22 protein-coding genes are annotated in these 23884 nt (G+C 62.5%); 8 read left to right on the forward strand and 14 right to left on the reverse strand.

Annotated elements, in window-relative coordinates; translation table 11 throughout:
• Positions 1-9: 9 nt before the first annotated feature.
• The 8 genes from BFQ00_RS17970 to BFQ00_RS18000 form a co-directional block, all read right to left on the reverse strand.
• Positions 10-639 carry a glutathione S-transferase gene (locus BFQ00_RS17970; RefSeq protein WP_065885458.1) on the reverse strand — a complete coding sequence of 210 codons (630 nt, stop codon included), beginning with the start codon at positions 637-639 and terminating at the stop codon, positions 10-12.
• A gap of 107 nt (positions 640-746) precedes the next feature.
• Positions 747-917 (reverse strand): hypothetical protein, encoded by a 171-nt coding sequence (locus BFQ00_RS29685; protein WP_165386097.1) that lies wholly within the window; start codon positions 915-917, stop codon positions 747-749.
• The gene (locus tag BFQ00_RS17975; RefSeq protein WP_065934279.1) at positions 914-2017 is read right to left on the reverse strand and encodes a PepSY-associated TM helix domain-containing protein; all 1104 of its coding nucleotides are present in this window, start codon (positions 2015-2017) and stop codon (positions 914-916) included. The genes BFQ00_RS29685 and BFQ00_RS17975 overlap by 4 nt, the downstream gene beginning before the upstream one ends.
• A gap of 63 nt (positions 2018-2080) precedes the next feature.
• Positions 2081-4519, reverse strand: a complete 2439-nt coding sequence (locus BFQ00_RS17980; RefSeq protein WP_065934280.1) for a TonB-dependent siderophore receptor — start codon at positions 4517-4519, stop codon at positions 2081-2083.
• Between the two features lie 125 nt (positions 4520-4644).
• Complete coding sequence (locus BFQ00_RS17985) at positions 4645-5613, reverse strand: FecR domain-containing protein (RefSeq protein ID WP_065934281.1); 969 nt, start codon at positions 5611-5613, stop codon at positions 4645-4647.
• Complete coding sequence (locus tag BFQ00_RS17990) at positions 5610-6128, reverse strand: RNA polymerase sigma factor (RefSeq protein ID WP_057723624.1); 519 nt, start codon at positions 6126-6128, stop codon at positions 5610-5612. The genes BFQ00_RS17985 and BFQ00_RS17990 overlap by 4 nt, the downstream gene beginning before the upstream one ends.
• A gap of 94 nt (positions 6129-6222) precedes the next feature.
• Positions 6223-6930 (reverse strand): 3'-5' exonuclease, encoded by a 708-nt coding sequence (locus BFQ00_RS17995; RefSeq protein WP_065885462.1) that lies wholly within the window; start codon positions 6928-6930, stop codon positions 6223-6225.
• Positions 6927-8849 carry a putative nucleotidyltransferase substrate binding domain-containing protein gene (locus BFQ00_RS18000; RefSeq protein WP_170827567.1) on the reverse strand — a complete coding sequence of 641 codons (1923 nt, stop codon included), beginning with the start codon at positions 8847-8849 and terminating at the stop codon, positions 6927-6929. Before BFQ00_RS18000 ends, BFQ00_RS17995 begins: the two co-directional genes overlap by 4 nt.
• 244 nt (positions 8850-9093) lie before the next feature.
• On the opposite strand from BFQ00_RS18000, the gene BFQ00_RS18005 reads away from it, so the two are divergent.
• A complete protein-coding gene (locus tag BFQ00_RS18005; protein ID WP_065894120.1) occupies positions 9094-9540 on the forward strand; it encodes a response regulator in 447 nt (148 codons plus the stop codon).
• Between the two features lie 178 nt (positions 9541-9718).
• On the opposite strand, the gene BFQ00_RS18010 is transcribed toward BFQ00_RS18005, so the two are convergent.
• Complete coding sequence (locus BFQ00_RS18010; RefSeq protein ID WP_065934283.1) at positions 9719-11896, reverse strand: malate synthase G; 2178 nt, start codon at positions 11894-11896, stop codon at positions 9719-9721.
• 363 nt (positions 11897-12259) lie between these two features.
• On the opposite strand from BFQ00_RS18010, the gene BFQ00_RS18015 reads away from it, so the two are divergent.
• Entirely contained in the window at positions 12260-12772 is a 513-nt protein-coding gene (locus tag BFQ00_RS18015) for a glycine cleavage system protein R (protein WP_065934284.1), read from the forward strand.
• A 110-nt stretch (positions 12773-12882) separates the two neighbouring features.
• On the opposite strand, the gene rarD is transcribed toward BFQ00_RS18015, so the two are convergent.
• The 5 genes from rarD to BFQ00_RS18040 all read right to left on the reverse strand — a co-directional run bounded on the left by rarD (position 12883) and on the right by BFQ00_RS18040 (position 18631).
• Positions 12883-13767: an EamA family transporter RarD gene (gene rarD, locus BFQ00_RS18020; RefSeq protein WP_065934285.1), complete on the reverse strand. Its 885-nt coding sequence runs from the start codon at positions 13765-13767 to the stop codon at positions 12883-12885.
• 190 nt (positions 13768-13957) lie between these two features.
• A complete protein-coding gene (locus BFQ00_RS18025; protein WP_003176519.1) occupies positions 13958-14932 on the reverse strand; it encodes a serine/threonine protein kinase in 975 nt (324 codons plus the stop codon).
• A 161-nt stretch (positions 14933-15093) separates the two neighbouring features.
• Positions 15094-16992: a PhoX family protein gene (locus BFQ00_RS18030; RefSeq protein ID WP_065934286.1), complete on the reverse strand. Its 1899-nt coding sequence runs from the start codon at positions 16990-16992 to the stop codon at positions 15094-15096.
• A gap of 79 nt (positions 16993-17071) precedes the next feature.
• Entirely contained in the window at positions 17072-17836 is a 765-nt protein-coding gene (locus tag BFQ00_RS18035) for a TOBE domain-containing protein (RefSeq protein ID WP_065934287.1), read from the reverse strand.
• A 57-nt stretch (positions 17837-17893) separates the two neighbouring features.
• Positions 17894-18631 (reverse strand): ComF family protein, encoded by a 738-nt coding sequence (locus BFQ00_RS18040; protein WP_065934288.1) that lies wholly within the window; start codon positions 18629-18631, stop codon positions 17894-17896.
• A 92-nt stretch (positions 18632-18723) separates the two neighbouring features.
• Here BFQ00_RS18040 and bioB point away from each other — a divergent pair, with 92 nt between their 5' ends.
• The 6 genes from bioB (at position 18724) to BFQ00_RS18070 (ending at position 23699) form a co-directional block, all read left to right on the forward strand.
• Entirely contained in the window at positions 18724-19779 is a 1056-nt protein-coding gene (bioB, locus tag BFQ00_RS18045; RefSeq protein ID WP_065885471.1) for a biotin synthase BioB, read from the forward strand.
• A gap of 144 nt (positions 19780-19923) precedes the next feature.
• A complete protein-coding gene (bioF, locus tag BFQ00_RS18050) occupies positions 19924-21105 on the forward strand; it encodes an 8-amino-7-oxononanoate synthase (protein ID WP_065934289.1) in 1182 nt (393 codons plus the stop codon).
• A complete protein-coding gene (locus BFQ00_RS18055; RefSeq protein WP_065934290.1) occupies positions 21098-21829 on the forward strand; it encodes an alpha/beta fold hydrolase in 732 nt (243 codons plus the stop codon). The genes bioF and BFQ00_RS18055 overlap by 8 nt, the downstream gene beginning before the upstream one ends.
• Positions 21822-22634, forward strand: a complete 813-nt coding sequence (gene bioC, locus BFQ00_RS18060; RefSeq protein WP_065885474.1) for a malonyl-ACP O-methyltransferase BioC — start codon at positions 21822-21824, stop codon at positions 22632-22634. Before BFQ00_RS18055 ends, bioC begins: the two co-directional genes overlap by 8 nt.
• A complete protein-coding gene (bioD, locus tag BFQ00_RS18065) occupies positions 22631-23311 on the forward strand; it encodes a dethiobiotin synthase (RefSeq protein ID WP_065934291.1) in 681 nt (226 codons plus the stop codon). Before bioC ends, bioD begins: the two co-directional genes overlap by 4 nt.
• 106 nt (positions 23312-23417) lie before the next feature.
• The gene (locus tag BFQ00_RS18070) at positions 23418-23699 is read left to right on the forward strand and encodes a pyrroloquinoline quinone biosynthesis protein PqqE (RefSeq protein WP_065894133.1); all 282 of its coding nucleotides are present in this window, start codon (positions 23418-23420) and stop codon (positions 23697-23699) included.
• Positions 23700-23884 lie beyond the last annotated feature (185 nt).

Here is a 23884-nt window from a genome sequence, read left to right on the forward strand (position 1 = left end):
TGGGTGATATCAGGCAGGCGGTTGGGTCTGCTGCATCGAAGGCCGCTGGCTGACCTCGGCGTACCAGGCGGCCAGCTTGGGGTTATCCGCGCGCCAGTGCAGGTCCGGGTGGCGGAAGTCGAGGTAGCCCAGGGCGCAGGCCACGCTGATGGCGGCGATGTCGAAGTGGCTGGCCAGTTCGGCGATGGCGTCCTGTTCCAGCTCGGCCAGTGCACGCCGCATCTTGTTGCGCTGCTCGTCCAGCCACGGCTCCCAGTGCTTCTCCACCGGGCGCATGGCGGTTTCGTAGCGCACCAGCACGGCGGCGTCCATGATCCCGTCGGCCATCGAGGCCAGGGTCAGGCGGCGCCAGCGGGCCGAGCCGTCGCGGGGGATCAGCGGGTTGCCGACGTGCTGGTGGTCGAAGTAATCGAGGATCACCCGGCTGTCATGCAACACCGAACCGTCGGCCAGGCGCAGGGCCGGGATCTTGCCGACCGGGTTATCCTGTAGCAGCTGCGCATCCGGGCTGATCGGGGTTGGCATGCAGGCGTGCAGCGCGACGCGGTCCTGCTGGCCGGTTTCAACCAGCAGCACGCGTACCTTGCGCACGAACGGTGAAGCGGGGTTGTGGAACAAGGTCATGCTGGGCGCGGACATGGATATTCCCTGTGTAGGAGCGAGCTTGCTCGCGAAAGACGTCAACGATAACGCAGCGCATCAGGTTTGACGCGGCGCTCTCAAGTTTTTCGCGAGCAAGCTCGCTCCTACCGTAGCTTGTAAACCGCAATTGCCGCCGGAATGCCCAACCCCACCCAACTCAAAGAATCCCACCACCCATCCCCCAGCAACGCCGCAAACAACCCGGCGGCGCTGAGCAGGCCAATCCCCAGCGGGATGCCGAACACCTTCCAGAAATTCGACTGCCGCGGCTTCATGCCTTGCCCGCCTTGCGTCGCACGATCCATAAGTAAATGCCGCTGACCAGCACCACGATGGTCAGCACATCCAGCAGCGCCCAGAGGATTTTCATCGGCATGCCGCCGTAGTCTCCGAAGTGCAGCGGCTGGGACATGCCCATGGCGTCCATGTACCACGGCCGTTGGGCGATGGCGGTGACGGCCAGGGTGCCGGCGTCGATCAATACCGGTGTGAGCAGATGGGAGGTGAGGTGGGTACTGCCTTTCATGAACACCGCGTAGTGATGCTCGCTGGAGAAGCGCGTACCGGGGAAGGCGATAAAGTCCGGTTGCATGCCGGGCGCAGCCTTGGCGGCGATGCTCAGCAAATCGCTGGCCGGCGCGCGTTGGGTCAGCGGCGGGGCGTCTTTATAGGGTTCGATCAGGGCGCTGAGACTGTCCTGGCGCCAGGCGGCGATGATCAGGTCGGCACAGGCGCTGATCACACCGGTCACACCCACCACCAGCGCCCAGGTCAGGGTGACCACGCCGATCAGGTTGTGCAGGTCGAGCCAGCGCAGGCGGGTGGATTTGTCCTGGCGCACGGTGGCGAACTTCAAGCGGCGCATGAACGGCAGGTACAGCACCGTCCCCGAGACAAGCGCCAGCACGAACAGCACGCCCATGAATGCGAGCAACAGTTTGCCGGGCAGCCCGGCGAACATGTCCACATGCAGGCGCAACAGGAACAGGGTGAGCCCGCCATTGGCTGACGGCATCTCCACGGTTTCGCCGGTGCGTGCATCGAGCATGAAGGTATGCGACGCATTCGGCTCGGTACCGGCCGTGGCGGCCATGATCGCGATGACACCGTTCTTGTCATCCTCGTCCCAGGCCAGGTACTGCATGGCCTCGCCGGGGCGATGCGCCTGCGCTTTGGCCACCAGCTGCTCCAGGTTGAGCTGCGGCGTATCGGCGGGCATCTGCTTGAGCTCGGGTTCGTTGCCCAGCAGGTGATCGATCTCGTGATGGAACACCAGCGGCAGACCGGTAAGGGCGAGCAGCAGCAAGAATACGGTGCAGATCAGGCTGGTCCAGGTGTGGATGAAGGACCAGCGGCGGATGGTTTTGCTTTTCATCACGGCTCCAAAGGCAAAAGGGCCGCGGTTCAGGCGGCCCTCTATCAGCGGTTGTTCACCGTCTTAGAATTTGTAGTTCACGCTGGCAACCACATTACGTTGATCTCCGTAGTAGCAGTAGAAGCCGTCGCAGGTAGACAAGTAGTCCTTGTTGAAGATGTTTTTCGCGTCAACGGCTACGGTCACACCTTTCATGGTGCTGTTCAAACGGCCAAGGTCGTAGTGCACTGAGGCGTCGTATACGGTGTAGGAGCCTACATGGCCCAGTTCGGTGTTGGCGGCATTGCCATAAGTGTCGCCGACGTAGCGCACGCCTGCGCCGACACCGAAGCCATCCAGCATTCCGCTGCGCCAGGTGTAATCTGCCCACCCGGTAGCCTGGTTGCGAGGCAGTTGGTTCAGCCGATTACCCTTTTCAGCGGCTGCACCCTCGGTAATTTCACTGTCGTTGTACGTATAGGAGCCCACCAGCTTGAGGCTTTCGGTGACGTCAGCGCTGGCTTCCAACTCCAGACCTCGGACCCGTACCTCACCCACCTGACGAGTGATACTGCCTTCTGTGACGGAGGTGTTTTGTTGTGTCAGGTCGAACACCGCTGCGGTGAACAGGGCTTGGGTGCCGGGCGGCTGATACTTGAGCCCGGCTTCGTACTGCTTGCCTTCGGTGGGTTTGAACGCCCCGGTGCTGCCCACTTGGGTGCCCGACCCTGCCTGGAATGATTCGGCGTACGACAGGTACGGCGTAATGCCGTTTTCGAAGACGTAGCTCAGTGCTGCGTTGCCGCTGAAGTGCTTGTCACGCTGAGTATTGGTAGCGTCGTTCAGATTATGGAACGTTGTGCCAGTGTGTACCCAGTCCTCGCGCCCACCCAGGGTCAGCCGCCAGTTGTCCAGCGCCATTTGGTCCTGGACGTAGAGGCCGGTCTGTTGCGTTTTCTGGGTGTAGTCGTACATGGTGAAGTACTGGACCTTGGAAAAGTCCTGCCCATATACCGGGCGGTTGAAGTTGATGGTGGGTACACCGCCCGAGCCCCACAGCCAGCGTGCGTCACTGTCCGAGCGCTGGTGGTCGAGCCCCAGCAATAGCGTATGACTGATCGAGCCGGTCTTGAAGTCGGCCTGGAAATTGTTATCTACAGCAAATTGTCCGACATTCTCATCGACCTTGCCGGCGGAGCGACTCACATTACCGTCAGCGTCGACCGCGACTTCAGGTCCATTCGGGAAGAACGCGCCACCGGCGGTTATGCCTTGGAACGACAAGTCATTCTTGGTGTAGCGCAGGTTCTGGTGAAACTGCCACGTATCGTTCAAGCGTGTTTCGAAGGCATAGCCAAGTGCGTAGTAGGTGCGATCATAAAATTCCCATTCAGGATCACCCAGGTTCTTGTGGTGGGAGATTTTTCCGGCAGGCGAGCTTAGTTTGGTGCCCTGCAGTGGCAGGAACTGTCCAGTGATTCCGGTATCGTCGCGCGTGAACTGGGTGAGCAACGTCAGCTTGGTATCGTCGTTGATGTTCCAAGTGAGGCTGGGGGCAACGTTGTAGCGCTTGTCGGGGATATGGTCCACCGCAGTATTGCTGTCGCGCACGACGCCGCTGACGCGGTAGAGGAATTGGCCTTCGTCGTCGATTTTGCCCGTGCTATCGAAGTTGATCTGCTTGTGGTTATTGCTGCCGGCCTGCACCTCAATTTCGTTCGAGGCTTCGGCTTGGGGACGTCGGCTGACCATATCCAGCAACCCCCCCGGCGGTGTTTGCCCGTAGACAGACGATGCCGGGCCGCGCAGGACGGCAATTCGCTCAAGGTTCCAAGTGTCGATTTTTGGCGTGGCATAGTTGCCTTTCGGCAGGGGTAGGCCATCGAGGAATTGAGTGGGGACGAATCCTCTTACCAGCAACCAATCGCTGCGGGAATCCGAGCCATAGCCGCTGCTTTGCACGCCTGCGGTGTAGCGCAATGCGTCGTTAAGGTTGAGAACGGAGCGGTCATCCATTTGCTGGCGAGTAATAACCGTGACCGAGCGGGGCAATTCTGCGATGGCTGTGTCGGTTTTGGTTCCCGCCGCAGTGCGAGTGGCGACATAGCCCTCCACCGGCCCCCAGGCACTCTCGTAATTACCTTGGCCAATAATGCTGGTCTGCGGCAATGCCACCACGCCGTCCGCAATCGCCACCAGGGTAAAGGTCCCGGCGCTGCTCTGCTCCAGTTGCAGCCCGGTTCCGCGCAAGGCTTCGCGCAATGCGCCCTGGGCATCGAATTGGCCCTTGACCGGTGCCGAGGTCTTGCCGGCGGCGAGCGTCGGGTTGAGGGTGAGCGCGAGACCGGCCTGGCTGGCAATCTGGTTCAGGGTGGCGGCCAGTGGGGCGGCCGGCAGGTTGTAGGCGCGCACGCTGGCGGACTGTTCGGCGGCAACCAGCGTGGGGCTGATCAGCGGGGCACCGAGGGCAATGGCCACGGCTAACAGGCTGGGGCGCAACAGAGTGTCTAGCGTGCGGGACATGGGTGGCTCCTGAATGGAAATATTTCTCAATTGCCTAGGTGCCGGACGAGAATCGGAAAGTGATAGGGCGGGGTGAAAATATTTTTTGGGTAGGGCCCGATGGCGGTCTTCAGAAGCCGAAGAACCTAAGGCCTAGCCTTGACGGTCACCCACCACGGCGTGTGCTGCTCGATCCGCACCGGCAGGGTCGGCAACAGCGCATTGAGCGCCAGGGTGGTGTCGTGCAGCGGGAAGCTGCCGGTGATGCGCAGGTCGGCCACGCTGTCATCCACGCCCAGATAACCGCTGCGATAACGCCCGAGTTCAGCCACCACATCGCCCAGGCGGGCGTTGTCGACCACCAGCATGCCGCGGGTCCAGGCGTCGCTGCCCGGTGAGACGGCAAGCGCAGGACCAAGGCTATCGCTGCGCATCAGAACTTGCTGGCCGGCCTTGAAAATCCGTTCCTGAGGCAGTGCTTCAGGCTGGGCGGCCACCGCCGATTGCAGCACGCTCAGGCGCGTGGCGTGGTCTTCGCGTCTCACGATGAACCGCGTACCCAGCGCCCGCAGGTTGCCGTCGCGGGTCTGTACAGAGAATGGACGCGCATCGTCATGGCCGGTCTCGACCAGGATTTCGCCCTCCTGCAACACAATCACGCGGCGTTTATCGTCGAAGCGCACGTCGATGGCCGTGTGGGTATTGAGACTGATCCGGGTGCCGTCAGCCAGCTCAAGGGTGCGCTGCTCACCGGTGGCGGTGCGTTGATCGGCCAGCCAATAGTGGATGGGCACATAGCGCTCACCGGCAAACAATGCCAGCCCGCACACCAGCACAATGCTCGCCAGGCCACGGCCCAGTTTGCGCATGCGCTGGCGCGCACTGTCGTGGGAGTGCAACAGCGCGGCTCGCGCGGGGCCGGACGCTGCGCTGAAACGCTGGTCGAGCATCCCCAGCTGGCGCCAGGCGCGGGCGTGTTCTTCGTCGCTGGCCAGCCACTTGGCGAACTCTTCCTGTTCCACCACGCCGCCGTCGCCGGAATCAAGGGACAGCTGCCAGGCAATCGCGGCGTCCAGCACGCGCGCCGACACCGGCTTGCCACTGATCAGGCTCATGATGGCTCGCCATACAACGCGATGTAGCACTGGCGAATGCCCTGGGCCAGGTACTGGCGCACGCGCGGCACCGACACACCCAGGCGCTGGGCGATGTCTGCATGGCCCAGGCCGTCGAGGCGGTTATAGAGGAAGGCGGCGCGGGCTTTGCTCGACAGTTTGCCGAGCAGGCGGTCGATGGCCTTGAGGTCTTCGAGGATCAGTTGCTGTGCTTCGGGCGATGGGTGTTCGCTTTCCGGGATCAGCATCAATTCGGTGAGGTAGGCCTGTTCCAGGGCGGCGCGGCGGAAGTAGTCGAACAGCAGACCCTTGGCAATCGCTACCAGGAAGGCGCGTGGCTCGCGGGGTTCGCGCAGCCCGTCACGGCCGAGCAGGCGCATGAAGGTGTCCTGGCTCAGGTCTTCGGCGCGGCTCGGGCAGGCCACGTTGCGCCGCAGCCAGGCCAACAGCCAGCCACGATGGTCGCGATACAACGCGCCAACAAGCTCACTGTGTGGGGTCTGGGCCGACGACAAGGCATCACCGAATAAAGTTTAAACTAACGAGAATTATTCGCGATTGTGTCAGAGCAGTGATGTGGGCGCAATTGGCGTCTGTCGGGCAATGCCACTAAAACGATGGCGCCTGTTTACGCCGTCGCCATTGGCTCAAGCGCTCCTGCAGCGCCTGGGGCGTGTCGATGTGTTGACGGCGTGCACGGCTGAACAGGATCAGCATCAGCTCCGCCGTGGCCAGTGCATCGGCGCTGGCGTGATGGCGCTCGCCCACCTGCAAGTTGAAATGGTTGATCCACTCATCCAGACCGGCCTCACGGATGTTCGCCTCGGGGCACAGCAGCGGGGCGATATCGGCCACATCGAGAAAGGGATGCACCAGGCGATAACCCAGGCTCTCCTTGAGCGCCCGGCCCAGCATGTGTTGATCGAACGGCGCATGGAAGGCCAGCAGCGGGCTGTCGCCCACGAACGCCATGAAATCGAGCAGCGCATCCACCGGGTCGCTGCCGGCCGCGATGGCGCTGGGCCCCAGGCCATGGATCAACACGCTGGGGCTGAGTTTGCTGGCGGTGCGTTGCAGGGTGCGTTCGAACATCTGCGAGAAATCCACCGCGCCGTCCTCGATCACCACGGCGCCGATGGACAGCACCTGGTCACGGTTGAGGTGCAGGCCGCTGGTTTCCAGGTCGACCACCACCCAGCGCTGGCTGCGCAAGGGCTCATTGCCCAGTGCGGCGGGAGCGGGCAGTTGGCCCAGGCGTAGCTGCTGCGCCGCATCGAGCCGCGGTTTTTTCGCGCGCAACCAGTTGAACAGGCTCACAGCTGATACCGCAAGGTCAGGCTGCTTTGCAGGCGCTGGGCCTGACGCAGGGATTCGCGCAGGATGCGCCGGTCCAGGTGATTGAGGCTGTCGGGATCGACGCGGTTGGAATACGGCAGGTTTTCCCGGGTCTGCATCTGATGCTGCTGCATGCGGGTTTGTTGAATGAAGTGGTAAGCCTCTTCATATGCCGCGCCGTCCAGCCGCTCGATCACCTGCCGGGCGACCAACTGGCGCAGCCGCTCCAACGTATTGTTGGCGTGGATGCCATGGGCCAGGGCCAACACACGCGCAGCGTCCACGAACGGCGTGAGGCCCTGTACCTTGAGATCCAGGGTGGCCTTTTCCCCGCTTTTGCGCGTCAGCACAAACTCGCGAAAGCGCCCTACGGGTGGGCGTTGGCGCAAGGCATTCTCGGCCAGCATGCGCTGGAACAGCCGGTTGTCCGCCACCTGATCCAGAATGCCCTGGCGCAGTTGCTCGCAACCCTGCTCATCGCCCCACACCACGCGCAGGTCGAAATAGATGCTCGAACCCAGCAGGTTTTCCGGCGTGGCTTCGCGAATGAACGCGGCAAACCGGCGGGCCCATTCGGCCCGTGACAGGCACAACTGCGGGTTGCCGGCCATGATATTGCCCTTGCACAGGCTGAAGCCGCACAGCGCCAGGCTCTGGTTGATCTGCTGCGCCAGGGGCAGCAGGCGCTCGCGAATCTCGGCGGCTTCCACGGCGTCTCGGGCCTCGAACAGGATGCCGTTGTCCTGGTCGGTGTACAGCGTCTGTTCACGGCGGCCTTCGCTGCCAAAGCACAGCCAGCTGAAGGGCACGCCGGGGTCGCCTTTTTCCGCCAGGGTCAGCTCGATGACCCGGCACACGGTGTGATCGTTAAGCAAGGTAATGATGTGGGTGATCTGCGTAGACGACGCACCGTGGGCCAGCATGCGTTCGACCAACTGGCCGATCTCGCCGCGGATCGCCACCAGTTGTTCCACACGGGATGCGTTGCGGATGGTCCGCGCCAGATGCACCAGGTCGACGCGCTGCAGGGAAAACAGGTCGCGCTCCGAGACCACGCCGCACAGGCGCTGGTCCTGCACCAGGCATACGTGGGCGATATGCCGCTCGGTCATGGCGATCGCCGCGTCGAACGCGCTGTGGTCCGGGCTCAGGAAGAACGGCGCCTGGGTCATATGACCGGCGATGCTTTGACTGAAATCACCGGTGCCGTCGGCCACTACCTGGCGCAGGTCACGCAGGGTGAAGATGCCCAGCGGCGCCTTGTGTTCGTCGACAATCACAATGCTGCCGACCTGCTGCTCGTGCATCAGCCGTACCGCTTCGCGCAGCGCAGTGTCCGGGCTGCAGGTGACTGGGTGGCGCATGGCCAGCTCACCCAGGCGAGTGTTCAACGAGTATTGGGTGCCGAGGGTTTCCACGGCTTTTTGCTGCACCTGCTGGTTGACCTGGTCGAGCAGGCTGCTGACGCCGCGCAGGGCGAAGTCACGAAACGGGCTGGAAAGGGCAAACAGCTTGATGAACGCCATCTTGTTCAGTTGCAGGCAAAAGGTGTCTTCGCAGGCTTTGTGCTCGGTGCGGGTGGCGCGTTCACCGAGCAGGGCGGCGAGGGGGAAACACTCGCCGGTGGTGATTTCGAACGTGGGGTCTGTTGAGTCCGGCCGCTCGCCGACCACGCGGCCCTGCTTGACGATATAAAAATGCTCGACCGGCCCGCCCGACGGTTTGAGGATGCTGTCGCCGGGGCCGTAGAAACGCAGTTGGCACTGTTCCACCAGAAACGCCAGGTGCGCATTTTCCATCTGGTTGAACGGCGGGAAGCGCTGCAGGAATTGCAGGGTGCCGTGGATGTTCTGCAACACGGCGGTTTTACCCGCCTGCGTGAAAGCATCAGCTTTACTCATAACAGTGACCGCAGTTTTTTTGTCGTTATCGTGCTGCATGGTCGACTGCTGCACGGCGGGTGCCCATTGGACGTAAGTCTAGGTCGGGGACCCCTGCGCAAAACTAGGGAAAAGCCTTACATGACTATCGTCCAAAACCCGTAGAACGCCCACTAGGCAAACTTTCCGACGAAGTGCACATTGTTCGCCCTTCCGCAGATGTCTGACGAGTGCTGGGAGATTGATAAGAATTGCTGAGAAACGTATGTCCGACCACGATATTTTGAGTGATGCCGAGCGCGAGGCGCTGAGCGCCGTGATGCTGGAGCCTGATTTACCGCCACAACGCGTGTTGATCGTGGACGACGACAAGGATGCGCGTGAACTGTTGGCGGAAATCCTCGGGCTGGACGGTATTCGCTGCATGACGGCTGACAACGGGGAGAGCGCGTGGGCGTTGTTGAAGTCGCACAGTTCCATTGGGTTGCTGATCACCGATTTGCGCATGGCGCCGAGCGACGGTTTGGAGTTGATCCGCCAGGTGCGCGAGTCGCCCCGTGCGGCGTTGCCGATCATCATCATATCCGGGGACGCCGAAGCGCCGGATGTGATTGATGCGATGCATTTGAGCGTGGTGGACTTTTTGCTCAAGCCGATTGATAGCGAGAAGTTGGCGAAGTTGGTGAAGCGGGAGTTGGGGATGGATTCCTGATTTTTGTGGTGAGTGTGATGGCCTCATCGGGGGCAAGTCGAATCGTCGCACCGCCCCTCCCACACTTGAGCTTCGCCGCGGTCAAAATGTGGGAGGGGGCTTGCCCCCGATAGCGCCAGTCCAGCCACCACAGCCCCCAAATAAAAAGCCCCGATCTCACGATCAGGGCTTTTTTCATTTACAGGCCATTTTTAGCCTTGAACTCCCGACGCCGGCGGTGCAGCACCGGCTCGGTGTAACCGTTAGGCTGTTTGGTCCCTTCAATCACCAACTCCACCGCCGCCTGGAACGCGATGTTGCTGTCGAAATCCGGCGCCAGCGGGCGGTACAGCGCGTCCCCGGCATTCTGGCGGTCCACCACCGGCGCCATGCGCTTGAGGCTTTCCATCACCTGGGCTTCATTGACGATGCCATGGCGCAGCCAGTTGGCAATGTGCTGGCTGGAAATGCGCAGGGTGGCGCGGTCTTCCATCAGGCCCACATCGTTGATGTCCGGCACTTTCGAACAACCGACGCCCTGGTCGATCCAGCGCACCACATAGCCAAGAATGCCCTGGGCATTGTTGTCCAGTTCGTTGCGGATCTCTTCTTCGGACCACTCGGTATTTTGCGCCAGGGGAATCGTCAGGATGTCATCCACCGAGGCACGCTCGCGTTTGGCCAACTCGGCCTGGCGGGCGAACACATCGACCTTGTGGTAGTGCAATGCATGCAGCACAGCCGCCGTTGGCGACGGTACCCAGGCCGTGTTGGCGCCGGCCAGTGGGTGGGCGATTTTCTGTTCGAGCATCGCGGCCATCAGGTCGGGCATTGCCCACATGCCTTTACCGATCTGGGCGCGCCCTTGCAGGCCGGTGCTCAAGCCGATATCGACGTTCCAGTTTTCGTAGGCGCCGATCCACTTCTCGGATTTCATGGCGGCCTTGCGCACCATGGCGCCGGCTTCCATGGAGGTGTGGATTTCGTCGCCGGTGCGGTCGAGGAAGCCGGTGTTGATAAACACCACCCGTTCGCTGGCCGCCTTGATGCAGGCCTTGAGGTTGACCGTGGTGCGGCGCTCCTCGTCCATGATCCCGACTTTCAGCGTGTTGCGCGTAAGGTTCAGCACGTCTTCGATACGGCCGAACAGCTCGTTGGTGAACGCCGCTTCTTCGGGGCCATGCATCTTCGGTTTGACGATGTACACGGAGCCGGTGCGGCTGTTCTTGCGCGAGCTGTTGCCGTTGAGGCTGTGGATCGCCGCCAGGCTGGTGAGCAGTCCGTCGAGGATGCCTTCCGGCACTTCGTTGCCGTCTTTATCGAGGATCGCGTCGATGGTCATCAAGTGGCCAACGTTGCGCACGAACAACAGTGAGCGGCCGTGCAGAGTGACGTCGTTGCCATCCACGCCGGTGTAGACGCGATCAGGGTTCATGGTGCGGGTGAAGGTCTTGCCGCCCTTGGCCACTTCTTCGGCCAGGTCGCCCTTCATCAGGCCGAGCCAGTTGCGGTAGATCACCACTTTGTCGTCGGCATCCACGGCGGCGACGGAGTCTTCGCAGTCCATGATGGTGGTCAGCGCAGCTTCCACCAGCACGTCTTTGACGCCGGCGGCGTCGGTCTGGCCGACCGGGGTGCCGGCGTCGATCTGCAGCTCGAAGTGCAGGCCGTTGTGCTTGAACAGGATCGCAATCGGCTCGGCCGCAGGGCCCTGGAACCCGATCAACTGCGCGTCGTCACGCAGGCCGCTGTTACTGCCGCCCTTGAGGCTGACGATCAGCTTGCCGTCGACGATCTTGTAGCCGGTGGAGTCGACGTGACTGCCGGCGCTGAGCGGCGCGGCTTCGTCGAGGAAGGCGCGGGCGAAGGCGATGACCTTGTCGCCGCGCACTTTGTTGTAGCCCTTGCCCTTCTCCGCGCCGTCGGCTTCGCTGATGGCATCGGTGCCATACAGCGCGTCATACAGCGAACCCCAACGTGCATTGGAGGCATTGAGGGCGAAGCGGGCGTTCATCACCGGCACCACCAACTGGGGACCTGCCATGCGTGCGATTTCGTCGTCGACGTTTTGGGTCGAGGCCTGGAAGTCTGCGGCTTCTGGCAGCAGGTATCCGATGTCTTGCAGGAAGGCTTTGTAGGCCACCGGGTCGTGGGCCTGGCCGGCATGGGTCTGGTGCCAGGTATCGATGCGCGCCTGGAAATCGTCGCGTTTGGCGAGCAGGGCTTTGTTCTTCGGCGCCAGGTCGTGAATGACCTTGTCGGCACCGGCCCAGAACTGGTCGGCAGTGATGCCGGTACCGGGAATGGCTTCGTTGTTCACGAAGTCGAACAGGACTTTGGCGACCTGCAGGCCACCGACTTGAACGTGTTCAGTCATTGCTTGCCTCACTCTGCGGAGCTTATGCGCTTTTTCAGATTTTCATTATGTAGTGCACGGTTGGGCATACTACATGATGACTTGCGGTTGTGAAAATTAGACTAAATACGTCGTTTAGCGACCCACTTTGGTCGGACGGTCACAGCGGAGAATCGGATGTTCTCAAAAAACTATTGGATTGTTCCAGATAAATATAAAAATGGTACACGATTTGTTTTCGAACAACCGCGCGTCCACCTTGTAGGAGCGAGCTTGCTCGCGAAAAACCTGAGAGTACCGCTGATGTCAGTTTTTTCGCGTTATCGTTGATGACCTTCGCGAGCAAGCTCGCTCCTACAGGAATCGCACCCGAGGTATTTCGCCATGGATCATCTTGTACTCACAATTATTGCCGCCGACAAACCCGGCCTGGTTGAACGCATCGCGCACACCATCGCCGCCCAGGGTGGCAACTGGCTGGAAAGCCGCATGGCCCATATGGCCGGGCAGTTTGCCGGGATTCTGCGCGTCAGCGTTCCTGCAGAAAACCGTCAGGAACTGGTGGGGGCGCTGGAGGATTTATCCACCCACGGCATTCGCGTGCTGGTGGGCGAGGGCAGTTCCGGCCAGGCATCGGCCTCCAAATCGATTGTGATGACCCTGGTGGGCAATGATCGCGCCGGCATCGTGCGGGAGATCACTGCGCTGTTGAGCAAGCAGGGTGTCAACCTGGAGCGCTTGAGCACCGACGTGCGCCCGGCCCCGATGAGCGGCGATCCGCTGTTCAACGCCGAGGCCTTGTTGCAAGTGCCGTCAAGCTTGTCCCTGGAGGCGTTGCAGGCGTCCCTGGAAACCCTGGCAGACGATCTGATGGTGGAATTGCGCAACGATGAATGAGCACCCATGAGGTTATGCATGGAAATCTTGCATGGACCTGTGGATAACCTTTGGGTCAATGTCTGCAAGCCAGGCCGGCTAAGGCTTGCAGAGCTTTGAGCGTTTTTTGATCAGCGTTTGCGCACGCTCAGCCAGATATCCACGCTGTACACCACCAGGCCCGCCCAGATAAAGGCAAAGGCGGTCAGCGTGCTGGGCGCCAGGTGTTCGCCGAACAGCAGCACGGCTTCCAGCAGCACCAGGGTGGGCGCTACGTACTGCAAAAATCCCAGTGCGGTGTAAGGCAGATGCCGCGCGGCGGCGTTGAAACAGACCAGCGGGATCAGCGTCACCGGGCCTGCGGCCACCAGCCACCAGGCTTCGGAGGTGCTCCAGAATTCCAGCTGTGCGCTGTGGGCCGTCGGGTTGAACAGCAACCAGGCGATGGCAATCGGCACCAGCATCCAGGTCTCCACCACCAGCCCCGGCAGGGCTTTGACCGGCGCCTGTTTACGGATCAGCCCGTAGAAGCCAAAGGTCAGCGCCAGTACCAGCGATACCCACGGCAAACTGCCCACTTGCCACACCTGTTGCGCCACACCGACCGCCGCCAGAACCACGGCCACCCATTGCAGGCGGCGCAGGCGTTCGCCGAGCAGCAGCATCCCCAGCAGTACGTTGACCAGCGGGTTGATGTAGTAACCCAGGCTCGCTTCCAGCATGCGCCCGGTGTTGACCGACCATACATACGTCAGCCAGTTGGCCGCGATCAACGAACCGCTGAGGGCGAGGATCGCCAGGCGCCTGGGGTTGTCGCGCAGTTCGCGAAACCAACCCGGGTGTTTCCACACCATCAGCAGCAAGCCACCGAACAGTGCCGACCACAGCACGCGATGCACGATGATCTCGGCGGCGGGGACACTGGCAATGGCTTTGAAATAGAGCGGGAACAGGCCCCAGATGACATAGGCACTCAGGCCCAGGATGTAACCCTTGCGGGGGTTGGCGGCGTGCATGCGGAATCCTTGCTCAGGCAGCTTACAAAGCGCGATTGTAAGGATATTTGTCAGGCAATGGGGACCTGCTTTCTGTAGGGGCGAGCTTGCTCGCGAAGATCGTCAACGATAACGCGGGAGGCCTGTTGCCCAATGGCGCTCTCGGGTTTTTCGCGAGCAAGCTCGCTCCTACAGGAGAGCGTCGCGTTCCTCAGAACAGTTTCAAGGGTTCTTCGTTGAGGGCCGACAGCTGCTCACGCAACGCCAGCACCTGGTCACCCCAATAGCGCTCGCTGCCAAACCACGGGAAGCTGTGGGGAAAGGCCGGGTCGTCCCAGCGCCGCGCCAGCCAGGCGCTGTAGTGCATCAGGCGCAGGGCGCGCAAGGGTTCGATCAGGGCCAGTTCCCGGGGGTCGAAGTCGTGGAACTCCTGATAGCCATCCATCAATTCCGACAGTTGGCCCAGGCATTCCTGGCGATCCCCGGCGAGCATCATCCACAGGTCTTGTACCGCAGGGCCCATGCGGCAGTCATCCAGGTCGACGATGTGGAACATCTCGTCGCGGCACATCATGTTGCCCGGGTGGCAGTCGCCGTGCATGCGGATGTTCTTGTGCGGGGTGGCCTTGTAGACCTCTTCCACACGTTTAAGCAGGTCGCGCGCCACGGACTCGTAGGCCGGTAGCAGGCTCTTGGGAATGAAGTTGCCTTCGAGCAGGGTGGTCAGGGAATCGTGACCGAAGTTCTTCACGCCGAGGGCTTCGCGGTGTTCGAACGGGCGGGTGGACCCCACCGCGTGCAAGCGACCGAGCAATTGCCCGAGGCGGTACAGCTGGTCGAGGTTGCCCGGCTCCGGCGCGCGGCCGCCACGGCGTGGAAACAGGGTGAAGCGGAAACCCTGGTGCTCGAACAGGCTTGCGCCGTTGTGGATCAGCGGGGCGACCACCGGCACGTCGCACTCAGCCAGTTCGAAGGTGAAGCGGTGTTCTTCCAGGATCGCTTCGTTGGTCCAGCGCTGGGGCCGGTAGAACTTGGCGATCAGCGGTTCGGAATCTTCGATGCCCACCTGATACACGCGGTTTTCGTAGCTGTTGAGCGCCAAAATGCGCGCATCGCTGAGAAAACCGATGCTTTCGACGGCGTCGAGGACCAGGTCGGGGGTGAGTGTTTCAAACGGGTGGGCCATGCGAACTCCTGCGCGCAGCAGGGCGCCGCGTCCGGCCGGGTATGGTAACCCAGCGGGCTTGAGATAGGGGGCGACTGTGGGATCGCCATCGGGGGCAAGCCCCCTCCCACAGGGGAATGCATTCCAAATGTGGGAGGGGGCTTGCCCCCGATGAGGCCCGGTCAGGCGCCGACAACCCCACCATCATCGCGCCGAATCGCCAGCACCGACGAACGCGGCTTGCCGTTCGGCAGATGCTCCGGCCACGTCGAGCCGCCGGTTTCGCCAGGGTGCTGAATACCCACAAACAGTGTTTTCTGATCCGGCGAAAAGCTGATCCCGGTGACTTCACACGCCACCGGCCCGACCATGAAGCGACGAATCTCCCCGGTGCCCGGGTCGGCGCACAGCATCTGGTTGTTGCCCATGCCGGCGAAGTCGCCCGCGTTGCTGTAGTCGCCGTCGGTGAGAATCCACAGGCGCCCGGCCTTGTCGAAACCCAGGCCGTCCGGGCTGTTGAACATGTTTTGCGGGTTGATGTTGGACGAGCCGCCCTTCGGCGAGCCCGCGTGTACGCCGGGGTTGCCGGCGACGACGAACAGGTCCCAGGTGAAGTCCGTGGCACCGTGGTTATCGGCGTCGGCCTTCCAGCGCAGGATCTGGCCGTAGACGTTCTTCTCGCGCGGGTTGGGCCCGCCCACCGGCTGGCCGTCTTCGCCGCGCTTGGCGTTGTTGGTGAGGGTGCAGTAGACCTGGCCGTCCATGGGGCTGACCACGATCCATTCCGGGCGGTCCATGCGCGTGGCTTTCACCACGCTGGCGGCCAGGCGGGCATGGATCAGCACTTCGGCCTGGCTGGCAAAGCCGGTACCGGCATCGATACCGTTTTTGCCGTGGGTGAGTTCGACCCATTGGCCCTTGCCCCTGGGATGATCGGCATCGCCATTGCCCGCGTCGAAGATCGCCACGTACAAGGTGCCGTGATCGAGCAAATCCTTGTTGGCTTTCGGGTTGTCGTGGTTGATCGGATCGCGGCTGACGAACTTGTAGATGAATTCGCCGCGCTCGTCATCGCCCATGTACACCACCGCGCGTCCGTCGCGGGTCTCCGCCAGGGCCGCGTTTTCGTGCTTGAATCGGCCCAGGGCGGTGCGCTTGACCGGGGTGGATTGCGGGTCGAACGGGTCGATTTCCACCACCCAGCCGTGGCGATTGAGTTCGTTGGGGTTCTTGGCCATGTCGAAGCGCGGGTCGTGCGGGTGCCAGTTGATGTCCTTGCTGGCGGCGACCGCGCCGTAGCGTTTTTGCCCGGCGTCGAAGGCCTGCTGTGGGTTGCTGCTGCCGAAGCAGTCGGTGAAGTTCTCTTCGCAGGTGAGATAAGTGCCCCACGGGGTCTTGCCGTTGGCGCAGTTCTGGAAGGTACCCAGGGCGTGCTTGCCGGTGTTGTCGGCGCTGGTTTTCAGCCAGTCGTGGCCGGCGGCAGGGCCGCCCAGGCGGATTGGCGTGTTGCCGTGGATGCGCCGGTTGTAGCGTGAATCCTGGACGAACTGCCAGGTATCACCCTTGCGCTGAATTTCGATCACCGAAACGCCTTCGCTGGCCAGGGCCTTGCGCACGTCTTCGGCCGATTGCGGTGCGCCGCCGTGGGCGTAGAGGTAGCGGTAGTTGGTGTATTCGTTGTTGATCGCCATCAAGGCGCGGTTGTCATCACCGGGGAAGGGAAACAGGCTCATGCCGTCATTGTTGTCGCCGAACTGCTGTTCCTGGGCCTTGGCCGTGCCGTTGCCGGAGGGGTCGAAGGCCGGCGCCTGCATGCTCAAGGGCTGGCCCCAGCTGATCAGCACCGAGGCGCTGTAGCCGGGCGGCAGGGTGATGGTGTCGCTGGTGGCGGCGGCGATGCCGGTAAAGCCCAGCAACGGGCTGGCAGACGCGGCGTTCACGGCCAGGGCGCTGCGGCTGAGCAGGTTGCCACCCAGGAACATCGCCGCGCCGCACAGGGCGCCGGCGCCGATAAAGCGGCGACGGGTAAGGCCGACCATCTGTTCGAAGTCAGTGGCTTGGTTTTCTTCTAATAAGCTCATGTCAGGCTCCCTACGGTTTTTGCAGACACCTTAAGGAGCGGGCGTGACGAAATTGTTGCAGTTTGATGGCGGGTGCTCGCTACACCGGCGTGCCGAGCAATACCTGGCCGGGGGCGAATTGCACCTGGATCGGCCGGCCAGGCGCGGCGTCGAGTGCGCTCAGTGCGGCGGGCTGCGCCAGGGCACACAGTACCTGACCGCTGGGCAGGCCGATTCGGACTTCGCTGGGGCCGTCTTCAGCGTCGAGAATCGTCTCGATGACACCGCTCAGGCAATTGTGTCCAAGTGTTGCGGTTTGCCCGATGGCCAATAATTCCAGCCACCCGGCCTTGATCAGGGCCACCACTTCCACGCCGGGCTCCAGCTCCAGCCGTTGTGTGCTGTCGTGCGTGATGTGTGCATCCAGGTACAGGCCACCCGCCAGTTCCAGGCGCACGGTGTCATTACGCCCATGGCGCGCGATGGCGCTGACTTGGCCGTGCAGCTGATTGCGCGCACTGGTGCGCAGCATCAGGCGGCCCAGCAAATTGAAGTCGCGGGCCGCTTCGTCGGTGGCGAGCACCTCGGCTTGCAAGGCTTGCAGGCGTTGATAAAGGCGCAGCACGCGCTCACCTTCGCTTGTCAGCCTGGCGCCGCCACCGCCTTTGCCGCCGACGCTGCGCTCCACCAACGGCGTGTGCGCCAGGTTGTTCAGTTCATCGATGGCGTCCCATGTGGCTTTGTAGCTCAACCCGGCACTTTTGGCGGCACGGGTGATGGAACCCTGTTCGGCGATATGCGCCAGCAACGCGATGCGCTGAGGGCGGCGGATGATGTGCTGGCTGAGCGGCGAGGGCAGGGACATGGGGATACGCCTGGCTGGAATGAGCGGACGTTGCCGCCCGGCGGCCCGGGAGTCAAGTCATGTGCCGGGTTTGGGCGTGCGGGCCAGGCAATACACATCGACCTGACGCGCACCGGCCTTCATCAACAAGCGCGCCAGGCTGTGGGCGGTGGCACCGGTGGTCAGCACGTCGTCCACCAGCGCCAGGTGCCGGCCCAGCACCTGGGCGCCGGGTGCCAGGGCGAAGGCATTGAGCAGGTTGCGTTTGCGCGTTTTGGCATCGAGGTCTTGTTGCGCGATGGTTTCCTGGGGACGTAGCAACAGGTGTTCATCGCAGGGGATGTCCAGGTCGGCACTGAGCCAGAGCGCCAGCATCACGGCCTGGTTATAGCCCCGCTGGCGCAGACGCTTGGGGGGCATCGGCACCGGTAGCAGGCAATCGGGGCGGGTGAGTTCGGCATTTTCGAACCGATGTTGCAGCAGCCGCCCGAGCAAGCGCCCCAGCAGGTGCCCCAACGGCCAGCGCGCCTGATGCTTGAACCGGCTGATCAGGCTGTCCACCGGGAAGCTGTAGGTCCAGGGCGCAATCACTTGTTGATACGCAGGCGGATGTTTCTGGCATTGGCCGCACACCAAGCCGTCCATGGGCAAGGGCAGGGCGCAGACGTCACAGCGCTCCATCAGCCACGGCAGTTCGGTTTCGCAGGCGTTGCACACACAATCGTCGCTTTCAGCGCGCTCATCGCAGATCAAACAGGTTTGTACGCTTTTTAACCAGATGTAAACCTGGTGTTTGTGGCTTGGTTGACAGTGCATGAATCTTCCTTAAATATGCCGAGCATCCGTGTCGTACCTGTGGGTATTGCCCTTCCCGCAGCGTTAGCCAAAGCATAATCAAGGAATCGCCCATGAGCGCCAGCACCTCTGCCACCCTGCGTCACGATTGGTCTTTGGCCGAAGTCAAAGCCCTGTTCGTGCAGCCGTTCAATGACCTGTTGTTCCAGGCGCAGACCGTGCACCGCGCGCATTTCGACGCCAATCGGGTGCAGGTCTCCACGCTGCTGTCGATCAAAACCGGCGCCTGCCCGGAAGATTGCAAATATTGTCCGCAGTCGGGTCACTACAACACCGGCCTGGAAAAAGAAAAGCTGATGGAGGTGCAGAAAGTCCTCGAAGAGGCTGCCCGCGCCAAGGCCATCGGTTCGACACGTTTCTGCATGGGCGCCGCCTGGAAACATCCATCGGCCAAAGACATGCCCTACGTGCTGGAGATGGTCAAGGGCGTGAAGGCCATGGGCCTGGAAACCTGCATGACCCTCGGCCGTCTCGATCAGGACCAGACCGCCGCGTTGGCCCAGGCCGGCCTCGACTACTACAACCACAACCTCGATACCTCGCCGGAATTCTACGGTTCGATCATCACCACGCGTACCTACAGCGAACGCCTGCAGACCCTGGCCTATGTGCGTGAGTCGGGGATGAAGATCTGCTCCGGCGGTATTCTCGGCATGGGCGAGTCCCTTGATGACCGCGCCAACCTGCTGATCCAATTGGCCAACCTGCCGGAGCATCCGGAGTCGGTGCCGATCAACATGCTGGTCAAGGTGGCCGGTACGCCGTTGGAAAACGCCAAGGACATCGACCCTTTCGACTTTATCCGCATGCTGGCGGTGGCACGCATCCTGATGCCGCAATCCCATGTGCGCCTGTCGGCCGGCCGTGAGGCAATGAACGAGCAGATGCAGGCCCTGGCGTTCTTTGCCGGCGCCAACTCGATTTTCTACGGCGACAAGCTGCTGACCACCGCCAACCCGCAGGCGGACAAGGACATGCAACTGTTCTCGCGCCTCGGGATCCTGCCGGAGGCGCGTGAAGAGCATGCCGACGAAGTGCATCAGGCGGCCATTGAACAGGCGTTGGTGGAGCAGAAGAGCAGCGAACAGTTCTACAACGCCGCCGTTTAACCCAAATGCATTCCAAATGTGGGAGGGGGCTTGCCCCCGATGACGGTAGGTCAGCCAGCACCTGTGTTGACTGAGATACAGCCATCGGGGGCAAGCCCCCTCCCACCTTTCGAACCGCGCACACCCTGCTGAATCGAGGCCTGCATGTCTTTCGATCTCGCCGCGCGCCTCGCTGCCCGCCGTGCCGAACACCTTTACCGTCAACGCCCCTTGCTGGAGAGCCCCCAGGGCCCGGAAGTGGTGGTGGACGGCAAGCCGCTGCTTGCGTTTTGCAACAATGACTACCTTGGCCTGGCCAACCATCCGCAGGTGATAGAAGCCTGGCGCGCCGGTGCGTCGCGCTGGGGCGTGGGCGGTGGCGCGTCGCACCTGGTGGTGGGGCATGCCACGCCGCACCATGAGCTGGAAGAAGCCCTGGCCGACCTGACCGGGCGCCCGCGTGCGTTGCTGTTTACCACCGGCTACATGGCCAACCTCGGCGCGGTCACCGCCTTGGTGGGGCAGGGCGATACCGTGCTGGAAGATCGTCTCAACCACGCGTCGTTGCTGGATGCCGGTTTGTTGTCCGGCGCACGGTTTACCCGTTACCTGCATAACGACGCTGCCAGCCTGGCCAAGCGCCTGGAGAAAGCCACCGGTAACGCACTGGTGGTGACCGATGGCGTATTCAGCATGGATGGCAACCTCGCCGATCTGCCGGCACTGGCCCGCGAAGCCAGGACCAAGGGCGCCTGGTTGATGGTGGACGACGCCCACGGCTTCGGCCCGCTGGGGGCCAATGGTGCGGGGATCGTCGAGCATTTTGGCTTGAGCCAGGAAGACGTGCCGGTGTTGGTCGGCACCCTCGGTAAAGCCTTCGGCACCGCCGGTGCCTTTGTGGCGGGCAGTGAAGAACTGATCGAAAGCCTGATTCAATTCGCCCGGCCGTACATCTACACCACCAGCCAGCCGCCGGCGCTGGCCTGCGCCACCCTCAAAAGCCTGGAGTTGTTGCGCACCGAGCATTGGCGCCGCGAGCACCTCAACGGGTTGATCCGCCAGTTCCGCCAGGGTGCCGAGCAGATCGGCCTGGCGTTGATGGACAGTTTTACGCCGATCCAACCGATCCTGATGGGCGACAGCGCGCGAGCCTTGCGCCTGTCGCAGATGCTGCGCGAGCGCGGGCTGATGGTGATGGCGATCCGCCCCCCCACCGTGCCCGCCGGCAGCGCCCGTTTACGCGTGACATTGACGGCGGCCCACAGCGCAGCCCAGGTGCAGCTATTGTTAAACGCATTGGAAGCGTGTTTCCGGTTGTTAAACACCACGGAGCCCGAGCATGCGTGATCGACTGATATTGCTGCCCGGCTGGGGCCTGGGTGTGTCGCCGCTGGAACCGCTGGCCGCGGCGTTGCACGGCTTGAATGAACACTTGCACGTGCAGATCGAACCGTTGCCGGCCCTGGATTCCAGCGACCTGAGCGAATGGCTCGACGAACTGGATGCCACGCTGCCGGACAATACCTGGCTCGGCGGCTGGTCCCTGGGCGGCATGCTCGCCTCGGAGCTGGCGGCACGCCGTGCAGAGCGTTGCTGCGGGTTGCTCACCCTGGCGAGCAATCCGTGTTTTGTCGCCCATGACGGTTGGCCGCAGGCCATGCCTGCCGAAACATTCGACGCGTTCCTCGCCGGCTGCCACGCCGACTCCCAGGTCACCCTCAAGCGCTTCGGCCTGTTGTGCGCCAAGGGCGCGGCCGACCCGCGCGGGCTTTCGCGTCTGTTGGTCAGTGGGGCACCGAACACCTCGCCCAGCGTGTTGATGCCCGGCCTGGAATTGCTTGCCCAATTGGACACCCGCGCCGCCTTGCAGGCGTTTCGCGGGCCGCAACTGCACCTGTTTGCCGGTCAGGACGGGCTGGTGCCCGCCGAAGCCGCCAGTGACTTGCTGGCGCTGCTGCCCGATGTGGAAGTCGGCCTGATTGAACAGGCCGGTCACGCTTTTCTTCTGGAGGACCCCCACGGTGTAGCGGGGGCCATCCAGGCTTTTTTGCATGAGTGCGTCGATGACTGATCTATCCCATCCCCACCTGCCGGGCGCCTTGCCCGACAAGCGCCAGGTGGCCGCTTCGTTCTCCCGGGCCGCGGCCAGTTATGACAGCGTGGCCGAGTTGCAGCGGGCGGTAGGGCATGCCCTGCTCGCGCAATTACCGGCGGGGCTCGCGCCACAACGCTGGCTCGACCTGGGCTGCGGCACGGGCTATTTCAGCCGTGCACTGGGTGAGCGCCTGCCTGCCAGCCAGGGCATCGCGCTGGATATCGCCGAAGGCATGCTCAACCATGCGCGGCCTGCAGGCGGCGCGCAGCACTTCATCGCCGGCGATGCGGAACGCTTGCCGCTGAAGACTGGCAGCTTCGAGCTGATGTTCTCCAGCCTGGCGGTGCAGTGGTGTGCGAACTTCGACGCAGTGCTCAATGAAGCCTTTCGCGTGCTGCAACCGGGCGGCGTGCTGGCCTTTGCCAGCCTGTGCGTGGGCACGCTGGATGAGCTGCGCGAGAGCTGGCGCGCGGCGGATGGCTGGGTTCACGTCAACCGTTTTCGCACCTTCGAGGCTTATCAGCAGTTGTGCGCCGCCAGTGGTTTTCGGGTGACCCGCCTGGAACGGCGGCCCCATGTCCTGCATTACCCGGACGTGCGCAGCCTGACCCATGAGTTGAAAGCATTGGGCGCACACAACCTCAACCCGGGGCGCCCGGGAGGGTTGACGGGGCGCGCGCGGATTGCGGCGCTGGTGCAGGCCTACGAGCAGTTCCGTCAGGCCCAGGGCCTGCCGGCCACTTACCAGGTGGTGTACGCCGTACTGGAGAAACCGCTATGAACGCCGCTTATTTCATCACCGGCACCGACACCGATGTGGGCAAGACCACCATTGCCGCCGGCCTGCTGCATGCCGCGCGCCAGGCCGGTAAAACCACGGCGGCGGGAAAACCCGTGGCGTCGGGCTGCCAGGTCACGCCGAAGGGCTTGCGTAACGCCGATGCCCTGGCACTGCTTGCCGAATGTTCGTTGCCGTTGACCTATGCCGAGGTCAACCCGGTGGCGTTGGAACCGGCGATTGCGCCGCATCTGGCGGCACGTGAGGCGGGCGTTGCGCTGACGGTGCAATCCTTGCTCCAGCCGATGCGGCGGATTCTCGAGCACAATGCGGACTTCACGTTGATCGAAGGCGCAGGGGGGTGGCGCGTGCCGCTGGCTGATCAAGCCAACCTGTCGGACCTGGCCATCGCCCTCAAGTTACCGGTGATCCTGGTGGTGGGTGTGCGTCTGGGGTGTATCAGCCATGCGTTGCTGACCGCCGAAGCGATCGCGCGCGATGGATTGCCGCTGGCCGGCTGGGTGGCCAATATCATCGACCCGAAGACCTCTCGTCTGGAAGAGAACCTCGCCACCCTGGCCGAGCGTTTGCCGGCGCCCTGCCTTGGACGGGTGCCGAAACTCAAGCATGCCGGGGCAGCCGAGGTGGCCGCTTACCTGGAAATGGACCTGCTTGACTGATTTTGGCTATCGCTAAGGCAATGTGCCATTAGTGTTTTTAACGGGCCTTTCGCCAGGATGTCTGGTTCAATTGGCCTTCACGATTCTCTAAAGGCAGGCTTACGCCATGGAAATCTCTGGAAGCAGCGCGTTTTATTCGGGCCTGAGCACCATCCAGGCCGGGCAGAACCGTGTCGACCAGGCCGCTGGGAAGATCGCCAGCGCGTCGACGACCCAGCCATCGGCCGCGCAAAGCGACCGTCTGCAAGCCAATGATCGTGCTCAGGCGTCCAACTCGGCGAGCAATATGGTCGAAATGGCCCAGGGCAAGTTTCAAGTGGAGCTGGGCGCGAAAGTCGCCAAGGCTTCGGACGAAATGCTCGGTACGTTGATCGATACCTACGCCTGATTCCCCTGAGGCATGACATTTAAAATGTGGGAGGGGGCTTGCCCCCGATAGCCATAGGTATTTACACAACTCTGTACCGCTCAACCGTAATCACGATGCGAAGCGAGTCGCTCTTGATCTTGATCTGCTTTTGATCCTAGGCGCCCCGTTAAACCACGCTGGCCGAACGCAGGCTTGAATCCGTG

Origin of the sequence: Pseudomonas sp. 28 E 9, from assembly GCF_900004785.1 — a bacterium.
Lineage (GTDB): Bacteria > Pseudomonadota > Gammaproteobacteria > Pseudomonadales > Pseudomonadaceae > Aquipseudomonas > Aquipseudomonas orientalis_A.